Here is a 14810-nt window from a genome sequence, read left to right as displayed (position 1 = left end):
CAATGCCGTGAACGGGGTTAAAGCTGTATTTCGGCATTGACTTTCGGCACGCTGTTGAGTTCTCAAGAATCGGACGCACACCGCATCCCCAGCCTTTCGGCCTGGACTCCGGGGCAACCTGCGTAACTTTACTGTTCTGTCCGAAGCCGGTCAAATCGGCTTCTTTTGTCCCAGTCCCCCTGCATGTCTGTGTAACTGAAACCCGCTCGAGGCGTGTCTCAGCTCCTTGGACCTTCAGGGAGTTTGGAGCAACCGGGCCGCTCTCGCGTCCCGCACTCGCTCCAACAAGAAGAACATTACTGACATTCGGGCCCAAGATACAAATCGAGGCCCGGGAGTCCCTCTCGCCACACCAGTCACTCACGTCTCCGCGAGCTCGTCTCCCCATCATGCACCACGACTCAAGCCGGGTGACGGAGAGACGGTAGATGGGTGGGAGCGAAGGATCCGCTCCCACCCATCCAAGTACCGCATCGTCCAGCAGACGCCTCTCGGCGAGTGGCCGCTCGTAGCGGCGAAGTGTGAGGCCCGGGGGTCATGCACTGGACGACATCTGCTGTAACCAGCTCCTCCGGGGAGCTATTCCCGCATCACCAGGAAGACTTGGTGATCCCCGGGAGCTCCCCACGGTGGGCCATGGTGCGGAAGCGGACGCGGGAGATGCCTGCCTTGCGGAGGTACCCGCGCGGCCGGCCATCAGCCACGTCGCGGTTGCGCACCCTGATCGGGCTGGCGTCCCGCGGCAGCTTCTGCAGTTTCAGCTGCGCCTCGCCACGGGCGTCGAACGGAGTGGCCGGATCGGCGATGATCCGCTTCAGCTCCGCCCGGCGCTCGGCGTACAGGGCGACTGTCTGCTTGCGCTGGTCGTTCTTGACGATCTTGCTGGTCTTCGCCACGTGCCGGCTTTACCGCTCTTCGCGGAAGTCGACGTGCTGGCGGACCTTCGGGTCGTACTTGCGCATCGTCAGCCGGTCGGGGTCGTTCCGGCGGTTCTTCCGGGTCACGTAGGTGAAACCGGTCCCCGCGGTGCTCCGCAGCTTGACGATCGGGCGGACGTCGTTGTGCTTGGCCATCAGACCTTCCCTCCAGGCACCCAGTGGTGCCGTTGAACCTCTGTACGGTGAACGCCAGTCGCCCGGTCGGGTATTCCGGACCGCCGTCCTTCCGGAACCGCTCGGCAGCAGTGTACGTTGTATTGGTTATCGTTTTCAATAAGACGAGAGGTGTCATGCCGAGCCACCTGCCGATCACCCTGCTGACAGGCGTCGACGAGCCCTCCCGCGGCACCGTCGCGACCACCCTGCTCGACACCGCCGAGCCGGCCACAGCAGTGCTTGTCGAGTACGACGTGAGCGGCCTGGCCGGCGGGTCCGTACTGCGGATCGCGCGCAGCACGTCCGGCGTGATCGACCGCGAGGTGATCCGGATGGGACACCCGTGCGTGTCCTGCGCGATGCGAGGCTCCCTTGTCCCCCTCCTGGTCAGCATCGCCGCGACCGGGAAGTACGGCTCGGTGATCGTGTCGGTCCCCGGCGCGGGTGACACCCAGGCACTGGCCGAGGAGATCGCCCGCGATGCCGGTGACGACCTGCGGGTGATTTCGGTACTCACCGTGCTCGACACGGCCACCTTCACCGAGGACGTCACCAGTGAGGACCTGATCCACGATCGCGGTATTCCGACCGCCCCCGAGGACGGCCGGGCGATCGCCGAGGTCCTGGTCCGACAGGTCGAGTACGCCAATGCCGTGATCCTCCACGCCGACGAGCCTGAAGGGGCGCAGGCGCAGGTGGCGAGGGCCCTTGCGGAGGCGATGAACCCGCAGGCTCTGGTCCGGACCACCGAGACGGCCGCCGAGCTGTCCGGAGTACGGCTTCATGATCCGGATGCGGCTGAGACGTGGGTCGAACCCGGGTCGATCAGCGCTCCGCTGCAATCGGAGGGCCGGGTGGAGACGTTGGTGTGGCAGTCCACGAGACCGTTCCACCCTGAGCGGCTGTACGACGCGCTCGAGGACCTGGTCGCCGGGACCGCCCGGGGCAAGGGCACTGTCTGGCTAGCCTCGCAGCCGCACGCGCGGCTCGGCTGGGACAGCTTCGGCACGAACATCGCGCTCGGCGTCCTGGGTCCGTGGCTCGCGGACCTGCCGGCGGAGCGCTGGTCCGAGGTCGGGCAGACGCACCAGGCCCGTTCGGCGCTCGAGTGGCACCCCGAACACGGCGACCGGGCGTCGTACCTGTCCATCACCGGGATCGATCTGGACGTCCGGGAATTAGCGCGGCTGCTCGATGGTTGTGTCATTCGTGCGGATGAGTGGGACAGCACGATGACCGACCCGTTCGCCCCTTACCTGGAAGGAAGTACCGCTGCATGAAGAAGGACATTCACCCCGACTACCGCCGGGTCGTCTTCAGGGACAAGTCCGGCAACTTCAGCTTCCTGACCGGCTCCACGCGCGAGAGCAACGAGACCACCGAGTGGCACGACGGGAACATCTACCCGGTCGTCGACGTCGAGATCTCGTCCGCCAGCCACCCGTTCTACACGGGCCAGCAGCGCGTGATGGACACCCAGGGCCGCGTCGAGAAGTTCAAGAAGCGCTACGGCAAGATCTGACGCCCCAAATAAAACTCAGAACGGCCCGCCGATCCTCCCTTCACGGGATCGGCGGGCCGTTTGCTTTGTCCCCATCACACCTCTGCGCCACGCCCGAGACATGACCAGCCGCGGGGGTGACCGCCGGTACGCCGGTACGCCGGACGAGTCGTTCGCGCAGGCATAGGCGCGGGTGGTTCGCGGTCTCCGCTGCGTGAGTGTTCTAGTCGTGCTGGTGTGCGTCAAGAGCGCTTCGCGTCCCTTCGGGATCGAGCAAGCTCGACTCTTGACTCACCCCACCCCGACCAGGGAAGGACGCAGCTACGCGGATCCGGCGGAGGGGTCTGAGCCGGGTCCGGGGTGATGTTTTCGGGCCGGGGTGTACCGAGGGACAGGTAATACCTGGGTGGTCGCCGAGGTTCCAGGCGTGGGGTGCAGCCGGGGTTGTGTGCGCGGCGACTACTTCCTGTCCTTCGGTACGGCAGCGGGTCCTAGGGGTGGTGGGTTTCGCCCCGAGGAGTGGTGGTTGCGGCGATTCGAGGGTTCGCGCTGGCGGGTCGTTCGACCACTGGCGGGTTGTTCGTCCACTGGCAGGTTTGTTGGCAGGCTGGCGGGTTGGTCGGCGGCGTGTGGCTCTTTCGGGGTCCACTGGCGGGCTGTTCGATGGCTGGCGGCTTGTAAGGCGCCAGCGGCCGAACGACCCGCTATCGGGACCTGCTTGGGTCGATGTGGAGTTGCTGGCGGGGTGGGGTTGGGGACCTCGGACAGGTTGTCGGTGGTGGGGACAGGGTGTTTCGTGTTCGAGGGCCCGACATGGTGGTCGAGGTCTCCACTTGGTGTCCTCGGCCGCAATTGGTGGACGAGGCGAGACGCCGGGGCGCGCCGTGACCGTTCGGCCGCTCGACGGGTCGGGATTGTCGCGGTGGGAGCGTCTCGGATTTCAGACAGCAGCGGGGTGGAGGTACATGGCGGCCGGGTGGGGTGGGGCTCACACTGGGCGGGTGGAGCCGATCGAGATTTCTGGGGTGGGGCTGACGCCGTTGGACGCGGTGTCGCTCGAGCAGCGGCGGACGCCTGTGCAGCTGGCTGAGGATGCGCGGAAGCGGATGGCGGACTCGGCGGCCGCGGTGGCCGAGATCGCGTTGCACCGGCCGGTGTACGGGCGGACCACCGGGGTCGGGGCCAACCGGGATGTGCTGACGTCCGACCCGGAGCACGGCGCCCGGCTGCTGGCGTCCCACTCGACCACCGGGACCTCGTCGTACCCGCGAGATGTCGTCCGGCTCGGGCTGCTGATCAGGGTGAACCAGCTCGCCTCCGGCGGGTCCGGGCTCGCTCCGGACGTCGCCGACGCGATCGTTGCCCTGCTCAACGATGACGACCTGCCCGACCTGCATCGCGGTGGCGCGATCGGGACCGGCGACCTCGGCGCACTCGCCGAGCTCGGGCTCGCCCTGGGCGACGTCATCGACGGCACCAGCGCCCTCCCGCTGCTGTCCAGCAACGCGATCACCCTGGCCGAGTGCTGCCTCGCGTACGTCGAAGCGGCCACCCTCATCAACGTCGTACCGCTGGTCGGCGGGCTCTCCCACGTCGCGCTCCGCGGCAATGCCGAGGTGTACGACGTCCGCGTGCACGAGGCTCGTCCGCAGCCGGGCCAGGTCCGGGTGGCCCGGCGGATGCGCGGGCTGCTCGACGGGCTGCCGATCCCGCCGGCCCGGGTACAGGACCCGTTCGGCCTGCGTGCTTTCGCCCAGGTGCTCGGCCCGGCCGTCGACCATGTCGATGCCCTGGGCAACGCTCTGATGATCGACATCAACGCGTCCGCGGAGAACCCGCTGGTCGCCGGGGACACCGTGCTGCACAACGGAAACTGGCACGCGATGCCGATCGCGCTGGCGCTGGACTCGTTGCGACTCAGCCTGCACAGCGTGGCTACGCTCTCCACCTCGCGCGTCGCGAACCTGGTCGATCCGGACTTCACCCACCTGAGCCGATTCCTGGCCAGCGGGGCGGAGGCCAGCTCGGGCGTGATGATGATCGAGTACGTCGCGCACGACGCGCTCGCCTCGGTCCGTTCGACCGCACAGCCCGCCACCCTCGGTACGGCGACCCTGTCCCGTGGAGCCGAGCACCACGCCAGCTTCGCGCCGCAGGCCGCAGTACTGACTGCGCAGTTGCTTGATGCGTTGCGGGACGTGCTGGCGTGTGAGCTGGTGACGGCGGTTCGTGCTGTCCGGCTGGCGGATCTGGAGCCGGAGCAGCTCGCGCCGGCCGCGATCGGACCCTGGCTGGCTGATGCGCTGGCCGCGCTGCCGAGTGACCTGAAGGATCGATCGCTGCGGGACGACCTGGAGATCGCCCGCGGACTGCTCACGCAGTGGGGCGACCGCCAGGTCGAGCACCCCGCCGAAGCGGGCTAGGACCAGGAGATCAGCGGCTCAACGCCTTCAGGTCGAAGGCCGCAGCCATCGCCTTGAAGCCGTCCGCGTTCGGGTGCAGGTGGTCGCCCACGTCGTACGCGGGCAGCATCTTCGACGGCTGGGCAGGATCACGGACGGCCTTGTCGAAGTCGACGACACCGTCGTACTCCCGCGACGTCCGGATCCACTGGTTCAGCGCCTGCCGGTCCGCCTCACCCTCGGCGCTGTAGTACCCGGCGCCCTCGAACGGGGTCAGCGTCGCGCCGATCACCTTCAGCCCGGCCTGGTGTGCGCGCTGGATGAACTGCCGGTGCACGGCGATCAGGTCGGCCGGATCGGTCGCACCCAGGCTTCCGCCGATGTCGTTGATCCCTTCGAGCAGGACCACCGTCCGCGCTCCGGTCTGTGCGGCCACGTCCCGGTCGAACCGCGCGAGCGCCGAGTCTCCCGCAGTACCGGCGTTGCTGAGCAGGCGGTTGCCGCTGATCCCGGCGTTCAGCACGCCGAGCTCACGGGATGCCGGCTCGGCGAGCAGGCGGTCCGCCAACTGGTCCGGGTATCGCAGGTTCTGGTCGATCGGGGAGACCACGCCGTCCGTGATCGAGTCGCCGAACAGCACCACCGAGCCACCCACCCGGCTCTTCACGTCAACGCCCTCGATGATGTACCGCGCCATCCCCGGCAGCGCCTGGTACTCCGACCCGCCGCCGCTGGTCTGATCGCCCGCGGCGGAGAAGCCCGTCGCGTACCCGGCCGGGTGCTGGGTCAACTTGCCGGTCGTGCCCGGGAAGTAGGTGCTGATCACCAGATCCGTGTCGTCGGGCACGGTGATCCGGACCGGGTCGCTGATCCACTCGGCGCCGACCGGGATCGTGACGGCGGTGCGACCACCGAAGGAGACCGGGACCAGCGGCGCCGGGTCGACCGTCGGCGTACCGGCCAGGTCGTCGCCGCGAGGAGTGACGGTCACCTTGCCGACGACGAGCGGGGCGGTGCCGTAGGCGTTGGACAGCCTCAGCCGGAGCTCCGGTCCACCGACGGACAGGTGGGCGACCTGGCGCAGGGTGGTGTCGGTGACTCCCGTCGCCGAGATCCCGGAGGTACCAGGCGGGGTGACCGCGACGGCCCAACTGCCGACCCAGTCCGGGGACAACGCGGACTGGGTGACAGCCGAGGCCGGTGCGATCGGGACGAGGAGCAGGGCCAGAGCGGCGGCGAAGTGTTTGATGCGACGCATGAGACCACCTTCGATCGGGCGGATACGGGGTGTCACCTCGATCCCACCCAGCGTCGCCGACCCAGGCAACCCCGTCATCGGCGAACGGTCCGAACCCTGCGACAGCCGGTCAGGTCTGACCGGTATCGGCCAAGCTGCTCAGGCGGATGCGAGCAACCTGGCTGTCAGCCCAGGCGGCCGTAGGCCTGCAGAGTCTGCAGAGCTCTGACCGTGACGACACCGCGGTACTCGAGCGTCGCCGCGGCACCCGGCGGCTCCCACGTGAGCACCCAGCCGCCGTCGGGCTGCTGGTCCTGGACCAGCCGGTCCAGGTGGCCCTCGATCTGGGCGTCAGTGAAGAGTTGCCGCCAGAAGCTGTCCGGCGTCGGCGCGAAGTGCAACGGCGTCACCCCGTACGACGGGTCGGCCGCGTCGGCGCGGTACCACGACAGCTTCGGCAACCACTCCTTCACCTTGGCGACGTCGACCTCGGTGTGCTCGAGAAACTCCAGCACCTCGTGCATCCCGTGCGCGTCCTCAGGGAATCCGTCGTCGGCCAGGGCCTTCGTGCACCAGGCGGCGGCAGCGTCGCGCCATGGGTGCTCGAAGCCGAGCCGGTAGAGCCGGCCGACCAGTCCCGCGGTCGGGTTGAGACCCGGCACGTAGGTCCACTCGCTCACGTGCTCGGCCCGCGGATATCCCTCGATCGCCGGGGACGCGAGCGAGACCGCGCCTTCCGGGGTGGCGACGGTCTGTAGCCAGTCACACGCCCGGCGGACCATGTCCTCGTCCCGGGCGCCGGCGGCGAGCAGGTTGTCGAAGGCAGCCTCGACGTCGAGGGGGAGGCTGTCCGGGCAGCGCTTGTCCGGCTCCAGCCCATGACCGAAGCCGCCGTCGGCGTTCTGATAACCGCGCAGCGCGTCGACCACGCCGACGGGATCGGCGTCCTCGAAGAGCGTGGCGAACAGCCGGCGCTCGACCAGCCGGCCTTCCTGGCGTACGAAGTCACGACCAGCGTTGAAGATGTCCATGCGCTCAGCTTGCCGTCTCCGCACCCAACTCGTCTTGAAGGAATCAGACATCCGGGAGAACTCCTGAACCGCAGCAGCCCTTGCGACCGTGAGGACCGTGTTGGTATTGCCGTCGCGACCACGAGGATGTTGTGAGCAGGCGCGCCGGACTGGGCCGATCGTGCCGGAAGCGCGGAGCAGGCCGGTCAGGTTCAGACCATCGGGGTTCGTCAAGCTGCTCGACGACTGGCAGGCGTGGAACCCGGAGGTCCTCCTCGTCGCCCTGTACGACGAGCACCGGCGGAGTCCGCCATCTGGAGATCACCACGGTGTTCGTGCTGATCCCGGAGGTCGAGCCGGAGCACCTGTGGCAACGGATCCTGCAGAACAACCGCGGCGCGCTGCTGGCACATGCCCTCCGCAAGGACACCGACGCGGTGGTCTGCCGGCTCCGGTTCCGCGTCCCCGACGACGAACCGGAGCAGGACGTGGCGCCGACCCTGGTGTCGGTCAGCAAGGGCTGAGCTAGTGCCCTCCGACGCACGGCACTAGAGCCAGCCCTTCTTCTTGAAGATGGTGTAGAGGCCGACGCTGACCAGGAACATCAGCACCACCGCGAACGGATAGCCGAGCCGCCAGTTCAGCTCGGGCATGTGGACGAAGTTCATCCCGTAGATGGTGCCGACCAGCGTCGGGGCGAACAGGATGGCCGCCCAGGAAGAGATCCGCTTGACCTCCTCGTTCTGCCGCAGGCTGAGCTCGGACAGCCGTTGCGTCTCCTCGTTCTGGCGCTGTCCGACCAGGGTGGCGTTCACGCCGATCAGGTTGATCAGCAGCACCTTGAAGCCGGCCGCCTGCTCGACGACCCGCTCGACGTGGTCGGCCACGTCGCGCAGGTACCGCTGCAGTTCCTCCTCGACCCCGTACTTCTCGAAACCGGACCGCAGATCGGCGATGATCCCGGACAGCGGCTGGGTCGCGCGCATGAACTTGACCACTTCGCGGAGCAGTTCGTAGATCCGCCGGGACACCTCGGGATCGGCGCCGAAGACCTGGTCCTCGATCTGGTCGATGTCGTCCTGCAGACCGTCGATCACCGGCTGGTACTCGTCCACCACCTGGTCGAAGATCGCGTAGAGCACCGCCTCGGGGCCCAGCTTCAGCAGCTCGGGGGATTCCTCCAGGCGTTTGCGGACCAGACCGAGATCGGGCGACTCCGCGTGCCGGACGGTGACGACGAAGTCCTTGCCGGTGAAGACATGCAGCTCGCCGAACTCGACCCGCTCGACGTCGTCCAGGTACCGGGCGGACCGCAGTACGGTGAACAGCACGTCGCCGTAGCGTTCGAGCTTGGGGCGCTGGTGCGCGGAGATGGTGTCGTCGACCGCCAGCCGGTGGAAGCCGAACTCGTCGGCGACGGACTCCATCTCGACCGGATCCGGCCGGTAGAGGCCGATCCACCCCATCCCGTGCCGGTCCCGCAGCAGTTCGTAGGTCTCGTCCAGGGTGGCGGGCTCACAGGCCCGGTGCCCGTCGACGTAGACGGCATTGTCGATGATCGTCAACGCCGGCCTCCCTTCCAGTGGTCAGGGCTCGAAGCGGTAGCCCATGCCCGGCTCGGTGAGCAGGTGCACGGGTCGCGCCGGGTCGGCCTCGAGCTTGCGCCGCAGCTGCCCCATGTAGAAGCGCAGGTTGCCGCTGGCCGTCTCGTACCCCGGCCCCCACACCTCGGTCAGCAGCTGTCGCTGGGACATCAGCTTGCCCGGGTGCCGGATCAGCACCTCCAGCAGGTGCCATTCGGTCGGCGTCAGGCGAACGTCCTCCCCGCTGTCCAGTGTCACCCGTTTCGCCGACAGGTCCACCTGGGCACCGCCGACAGTGACCACCGGCTGGTCCTGGGCCAGGTTGCTGCGGCGCAGTACGGCGCGCATCCGGGCCAGCAACTCGTCGATGCCGAAGGGCTTGGTGACGTAGTCGTCCGCACCGGCGTCCAGCGCCTCCACCTTGTCCGTGCTGTCGGTCCGCCCGGACAGCACCAGGATCGGCGCCTCGGTCCAGCCGCGCAGCCCGCGGATCACGTCGACACCGTCGAAGTCCGGCAGCCCGAGGTCGAGGATGACCAGGTCCGGCGGGTACTGCGCCGCCACCTTGAGCGCCGCCGTACCGCTGCCGGCCACGTGTACTTCGTACCGCCGGGCCTTCAGGTTGATCTGCAGGGCCCGCACGATCTGTGGTTCGTCGTCGACCACCAGGATCCGGGTCATCCCCTGACCTCCGGTTCGGAGCGTTCCCGGCTGCCGGGCACCGGGGTGTCTCCCGGCCGCAAGGTTGCCGACGGCATCGAGACGACCATGGTCAGACCGCCGCCGGGTGTCTCCTCCGGCTGCACGGTGCCGTGCATCGCTTCGGCCAGACCGCGGGCCAGCGCCAGGCCGAGGCCGACCCCGACCGTGTTGTCGGTGTCCCCGAGCCGCTGGAAGGGGGCGAAGACCCGGCCGCGTTCGGCGGGCGGGATGCCCGGACCGCGATCGATGACGCGGACCTCGACCACGTCCCCGAGCGCACTGCCCGTGACCACCGGCGGACGGCCCAGGGGCGAGTAGCGGATCGCGTTGGCCAGCAGGTTCGCGATCACGCGTTCGAGCAGCGCCGGATCGGCGTCGACCAGGGGGAGGGTGTGCGGGATGTCGACCCTGACCCGGTCAGCGTCGTCACCCAGCTCGGCCAGCGCCCCGGGCAGGATCTCGTCGAGCGCCATCGGCCGGTTGAAGACCGGGAGGACGCCGGCCTGCAGGCGGCTGAGGTCGAGCAGGTTGTCGACGAGGCGCGCCAGCCGATCGAGGGACTCGTCGGCTGTCGCGAGCAGTTCGTCCCGCTCGTCCTCGGTCCACTCCACATCGTCACTGCGGAGGCTGGTCACGGACGCCTTCGCCGAGGCCAGTGGCGACCGTAGGTCGTGGCCGACGGCACGCAGCAGCGCCGTACGGAGCTTGTCGGCCTCGGCCAGCGGCTTGGCCTCCGCCGCCGCCTCACTCAGCCGCATCCGATCCACCAGGGCGGCCGCGTGCGCCGCGAAGGCGCCGACCAGCCGGCGCTCGTCCGCTGCCAGCGTTCGCCCTTGCAGGACCAGGACCAGGTCCTCCCGGCCCGGGATCTCGGCGTCTCCGTCCTCCGGGCGGCGGCAGGTCGGAGTACCGGCCGAGGCGAGCGGGCGCCAGGTCTCCACCAGCTCGTCGGTGTCGATGCGTTCCATCAGACAGGCGCTGGTCATCCCGAACGCCTCCCGAACCCGCTCGAGCAGTGCCGGCAAACCAGTCTCACCTCGAAGCACGGTGCCTGCCAGGGTCGCGAGTGTCTCCGACTCGGCCGCTGAGCGGGCCGCCTGCCGGGTCCTGCGGGCGGCCCGGTCGACGACCGAGCTCACCAGCCCCGCGACCAGCACGAAGATGCCCAGCGCGAGGGCATTGTTGACCTCGGCAATCGTGAAGGTACGTGTGGGCGGGGTGAAGAAGTAGTTCAGGACCAGGCTGCCGGCGACCGCGGTCAGGATCGCGGGCCAGAGGCCGCCGACCAGGGCGACCACCACCACCGCGAGCAGGAACGCCAGCACGTTGCTGGTCAGGTTCAGCGTGTCGCCGCCGAGGCCGAGCAGTAGCGCCAGCACCGGCGGCAGCGCGACCGCGAGCACGAACCCCAGCACCTGCCGACGGCGGGACAGGCTGCCGTGCAGGCGCGGCAGCCGGCCGCGCCCCATCTCCGAGTGGGTGACGATGTGGACGTCGATGTCGCCGGACTCGCGGATGGTGCCGGCGCCGATCCCCGGGCCGAGCAGCGAGGAGAACCAGGACCGGCGGCTGCCGCCGAGCACCAGCTGGGTGGCGTTCTCGGCGCGGGAGAAGGACAGCAGGGCGTCCGGGATGTCGTCGCCGACGATCTGGTGGTAGGTCCCACCGAGGCTCTCGACCAGGTCGCGCTGCTGTTCCAGCGTGGTGGGGTTGGCCCCGGTCAGTCCGTCGGACCGGGTGATGTGGACTGCGAGAAGATCCCCGCCGGAGGAACGGGCGGCGATGCGGGCGGCACGCCGGATCAGGGTCTCGCCTTCGGGCCCGCCGGTGAGCGCCACGACAACCCGCTCGCGCGCCTCCCAGGTGGAGTCGATGTCGTGCTGTGAACGGTACTGCTGCAACCCGGCGTCGACGCGGTCCGCCAGCCACAACAGCGCGAGTTCCCGCAGAGCGGAGAGGTTGCCGACCCGGAAGTAGTTGCCCAGGGCAGCATCGACCTTGTCCGCCGCGTAGACGTTGCCGTGCGCCATCCGGCGGCGCAGCGCCTCCGGGGTCATGTCGACCAGCTCGATCTGGTCCGCCGCCCGGACCACCCGGTCCGGCACGGTCTCCTGCTGCGGTACGCCGGTGATCTTCTCGACAACGTCGTTGATCGACTCGAGGTGCTGGATGTTGACCGCCGAGATCACGTCGATCCCGGCGGACAACAGCGCGTCGATGTCCTCCCAGCGCTTGGCGTGCCGGCTGCCCGGCACATTGGTGTGCGCGAGCTCGTCGACCAGCGCGACCTCGGGCCGCCGGGCCAGTACCGCGTCCAGGTCCATCTCGGTGAAGCTGGCCCCGCGGTAGTCGAGGATCCGCCGGGGAATCACCTCGAGGCCGTCGAGCATGGCGGCGGTGTGTTCCCGGCCGTGGGTCTCGACGAAACCGACCACCACGTCCGTACCGCGCTCCCGCCGCCGCTGCCCCTCGCCCAGCATCTTGTAGGTCTTGCCGACGCCGGGCGCGGCACCCAAGTACACCCTCAGGTGCCCGCGACCACTGCTACTCATACATCCATCGTCTCAGCCGGGGCCTACTTCAGGGCGGCAAGATCGTTGTTCAAGGTGACCACGTTCACCCGTGGCTCCCCGAGGAAGCCGAAGGTGCGGCCCTGGGTGTTGTCCTTGACCAACTGCTTGACCATGGTGACCTCCAGGCCCCGCTCGCGCGCGACGCGGTCGACCTGCAGGGCGGCGTACGCCGGGCTGATCTGCGGGTCGAGGCCGCTGCCACTGGCTGTGACGGCGTCCGGCGGCACCTGCGCGGGGTCCACACCTTCCAGGTCGGCGACGGCCTTGCGGCGCTCCTGGACCGCCGCCAGCAGGTCGGCGTTGTTCGGGCCGAGCTGCGAGGCCGCGCTGCCCATGGCGTCGTAGTCGACTGCTGACGGCCGGGTCTGGAACCACAGCGGGTCGGCGACCATCACCGGCGCACCGTCCGCGTCCACCTCCGGTTTGCCGTCCTTGGTCGCCTGCTTGGTGTAGGCCTGACCGATCAGGTCGGACGCGACGTCCTTGCCGTGGACCTGGACGATCGAGCCGTTGGCGTTGTCGTTGAACAGGGCCTGTGCGGCGCCGGTCATCGCCAGCGGGTAGATCACACCGAGCCCGATCGTGAACACTGCGAGCGCCCGCGTCGCCACCCCGAATTGACGGAAGGTCGCGGGGAGTCTGCTAGCCATTTCTTTCTATGCCTCTCAGCCGATGCCCGGGATGAGCGAGATCAGCAGATCGATGAGTTTGATGCCGATGAACGGGCTGATCAGCCCGCCGACGCCGTAGATCAACAGGTTGCGCCGCAACATCGCCGACGCCGACGACGGCTTGTACTGCACTCCTCGCAGCGCCAGCGGCACCAGGGCCACGATCACCAGCGCGTTGAAGATCACCGCGGACAGGATCGCCGACTCGGCCGAGTCCAGCCGCATGATGTTCAGCTTGTCCAGGCCCGGATAGGCCGCCGCGAACAACGCCGGCAGGATCGCGAAGTACTTCGCCACGTCGTTCGCGATCGAGAACGTGGTCAGCGAACCACGGGTGATCAGCAACTGCTTACCGATCTCCACGATCTCGATCAGCTTGGTCGGGTTGGAGTCGAGGTCGACCATGTTGCCGGCCTCCTTCGCCGCCGACGTCCCGCTGTTCATCGCCACCCCGACATCGGCCTGCGCCAGCGCCGGAGCGTCGTTGGTGCCGTCACCGGTCATCGCGACCAGCCGGCCACCTTCTTGCTCCTTCCTGATCAACGCCATCTTGTCCTCGGGCGTCGCCTCGGCCAGGAAGTCGTCGACCCCGGCCTCCTCGGCGATCGCCTTCGCGGTCAACTGGTTGTCACCGGTGATCATCACCGTCCGGATGCCCATCGCCCGCATCTGGTCGAACCGCTCCCGCATCCCTTCCTTGACCACATCCTTCAGGTGGATGACGCCGAGCGCCCGGGCCACCCCGCCCTTGCTGTCGGCAACGACCAGCGGCGTGCCGCCGGAGGCGGAGATGCCGTCGACGACCTCGCCGAGCGCGTTGTCGACCTTGCCGCCCTGGCTGCTGATCCAGGCGTTCACGGCGCCGGCCGCACCTTTGCGGACCTGCCGGTCGTCGACGTCGACCCCGCTCATCCGGGTCTGCGCGGTGAACTGCACGAACGTTGCGTGCGGCAACTCTCCCGTGGTGCGCTCCCTGAGCCCGTACTGCGTCTTCGCCAGGACGACGATCGAACGGCCCTCGGGGGTCTCGTCGGCCAGGCTCGACAGCTGGGCCGCGTCGGCCAGCTCGGTCTCGGTGACCCCGGCCAGCGGGATGAACTCCGACGCCTGCCGGTTGCCCAGCGTGATCGTGCCGGTCTTGTCCAGCAGCAGCGTGTTCACGTCGCCGGCCGCCTCGACCGCGCGGCCCGACATCGCCAGCACGTTGCGCTGCACCAGCCGGTCCATACCCGCGATGCCGATCGCCGACAACAACGCACCGATCGTCGTCGGGATCAGACACACCAACAGTGCGACCAGCACGACGATGCTCAGGTTGACACCCGCGTAGTCCGCGAACGGCGGCAGGGTCACCGTCGCCATCAAGAACACGATCGTCAGGCTGGCCAGCAGGATGTTCAGCGCGATCTCGTTCGGCGTCTTCTGCCGCGACGCACCCTCGACGAGGGCGATCATCCGGTCGATGAAACTCTCCCCCGGCCGGGTGGTGATCCTCACCACGATCCGGTCCGACAGCACCTTCGTCCCGCCGGTGACCGCGCTCCGGTCACCGCCGGACTCCCGGATCACCGGAGCCGACTCGCCCGTGATCGCCGACTCGTCCACGCTGGCGACACCCTCGACGACGTCACCGTCGCCCGGGATGACCTGACCGGCCTCCACCACCACGAGGTCGCCGAGCTGCAGCGACGCGGCCGGTACCTCCTGCTCGGTGGTGCGGTCCGCGGACAGCTTGCGAGCCGCGGTTTCGGTCTTCGCCCGGCGCAGCGTGTCGGCCTGGGCCTTGCCGCGCCCTTCGGCGACTGCCTCGGCCAGGTTGGCGAAGACAACGGTCAGCCAGAGCCAGACGACGATCCACCAGACGAACACGCTGGAGTCGGTGAAGGCGAGGATCGTCGAGGCGACGGCTCCCACCTCGACCACGAACATCACCGGGTTCTTCACCATCACCCGCGGATCGAGCTTGCGCAGCGCGTCCGGCAGGGAGGTCAGCAGCATCTTCGGGTCGAACAGACCCGACGGTGCTTTCTTCGCCGC

General features: G+C 68.6%; 13 protein-coding genes. 4 read left to right on the top strand and 9 right to left on the bottom strand.

The genetic code is table 11. From position 1 onward, the window contains the following. Window positions 1–590 precede the first annotated feature (590 nt). Together rpsN and rpmG are read right to left on the bottom strand one after the other, a co-directional pair. On the bottom strand, window positions 591–896 hold the full coding sequence (rpsN, locus tag EV644_RS12280) for a 30S ribosomal protein S14 (protein WP_132197054.1): 306 nt from the start codon (window positions 894–896) through the stop codon (window positions 591–593). A gap of 9 nt (window positions 897–905) precedes the next feature. Next, entirely contained in the window at window positions 906–1073 is a 168-nt protein-coding gene (gene rpmG, locus EV644_RS12275; RefSeq protein WP_132197053.1) for a 50S ribosomal protein L33, read from the bottom strand. Window positions 1074–1228: 155 nt separating this feature from the next. Here rpmG and EV644_RS12270 point away from each other — a divergent pair, with 155 nt between their 5' ends. From EV644_RS12270 to EV644_RS12260, 3 genes are all read left to right on the top strand, one after another. Then, window positions 1229–2374, top strand: a complete 1146-nt coding sequence (locus EV644_RS12270; RefSeq protein WP_132197051.1) for a CobW family GTP-binding protein — start codon at window positions 1229–1231, stop codon at window positions 2372–2374. After that, window positions 2371–2616, top strand: a complete 246-nt coding sequence (locus EV644_RS12265; protein WP_132197049.1) for a type B 50S ribosomal protein L31 — start codon at window positions 2371–2373, stop codon at window positions 2614–2616. The genes EV644_RS12270 and EV644_RS12265 overlap by 4 nt, the downstream gene beginning before the upstream one ends. Before the next feature lie 980 nt (window positions 2617–3596). After that, window positions 3597–5018, top strand: coding sequence for an aromatic amino acid lyase (locus tag EV644_RS12260; protein WP_241999414.1), 1422 nt, complete (start codon window positions 3597–3599; stop codon window positions 5016–5018). Window positions 5019–5028: 10 nt separating this feature from the next. Here the strand turns inward: EV644_RS12260 and EV644_RS12255 are convergent, their stop codons facing one another. After that, window positions 5029–6255, bottom strand: coding sequence for an SGNH/GDSL hydrolase family protein (locus tag EV644_RS12255; protein WP_132197047.1), 1227 nt, complete (start codon window positions 6253–6255; stop codon window positions 5029–5031). 164 nt (window positions 6256–6419) lie between these two features. Further along, window positions 6420–7265, bottom strand: a complete 846-nt coding sequence (locus tag EV644_RS12250) for a prenyltransferase/squalene oxidase repeat-containing protein (protein WP_132197045.1) — start codon at window positions 7263–7265, stop codon at window positions 6420–6422. 308 nt (window positions 7266–7573) lie between these two features. On the opposite strand from EV644_RS12250, the gene EV644_RS12245 reads away from it, so the two are divergent. Next, entirely contained in the window at window positions 7574–7768 is a 195-nt protein-coding gene (locus EV644_RS12245) for a hypothetical protein (protein ID WP_199239759.1), read from the top strand. 24 nt (window positions 7769–7792) lie between these two features. On the opposite strand, the gene EV644_RS12240 is transcribed toward EV644_RS12245, so the two are convergent. From EV644_RS12240 to kdpB, 5 genes are read right to left on the bottom strand one after another with little or no spacing between them, the layout of a single operon-like run. Next, entirely contained in the window at window positions 7793–8809 is a 1017-nt protein-coding gene (locus EV644_RS12240) for a magnesium and cobalt transport protein CorA (protein ID WP_132197043.1), read from the bottom strand. 21 nt (window positions 8810–8830) lie between these two features. After that, window positions 8831–9508 carry a response regulator gene (locus tag EV644_RS12235; RefSeq protein WP_132197041.1) on the bottom strand — a complete coding sequence of 226 codons (678 nt, stop codon included), beginning with the start codon at window positions 9506–9508 and terminating at the stop codon, window positions 8831–8833. Next, a complete protein-coding gene (locus EV644_RS12230; RefSeq protein WP_132197039.1) occupies window positions 9505–12081 on the bottom strand; it encodes a sensor histidine kinase in 2577 nt (858 codons plus the stop codon). The genes EV644_RS12235 and EV644_RS12230 overlap by 4 nt, the downstream gene beginning before the upstream one ends. Window positions 12082–12104: 23 nt before the next feature. Next, window positions 12105–12752: a potassium-transporting ATPase subunit C gene (locus EV644_RS12225; protein ID WP_132197037.1), complete on the bottom strand. Its 648-nt coding sequence runs from the start codon at window positions 12750–12752 to the stop codon at window positions 12105–12107. 15 nt (window positions 12753–12767) lie between these two features. Next, complete coding sequence (kdpB, locus tag EV644_RS12220) at window positions 12768–14786, bottom strand: potassium-transporting ATPase subunit KdpB (protein ID WP_255511474.1); 2019 nt, start codon at window positions 14784–14786, stop codon at window positions 12768–12770. Window positions 14787–14810: the final 24 nt, after the last annotated feature.

It is taken from the genome of Kribbella orskensis, assembly GCF_004342085.1.
Lineage (GTDB): Bacteria > Actinomycetota > Actinomycetes > Propionibacteriales > Kribbellaceae > Kribbella > Kribbella orskensis.
Note: the sequence above shows the minus strand (reverse complement) of the source record. Positions and strands in the feature narration are given on the sequence as shown.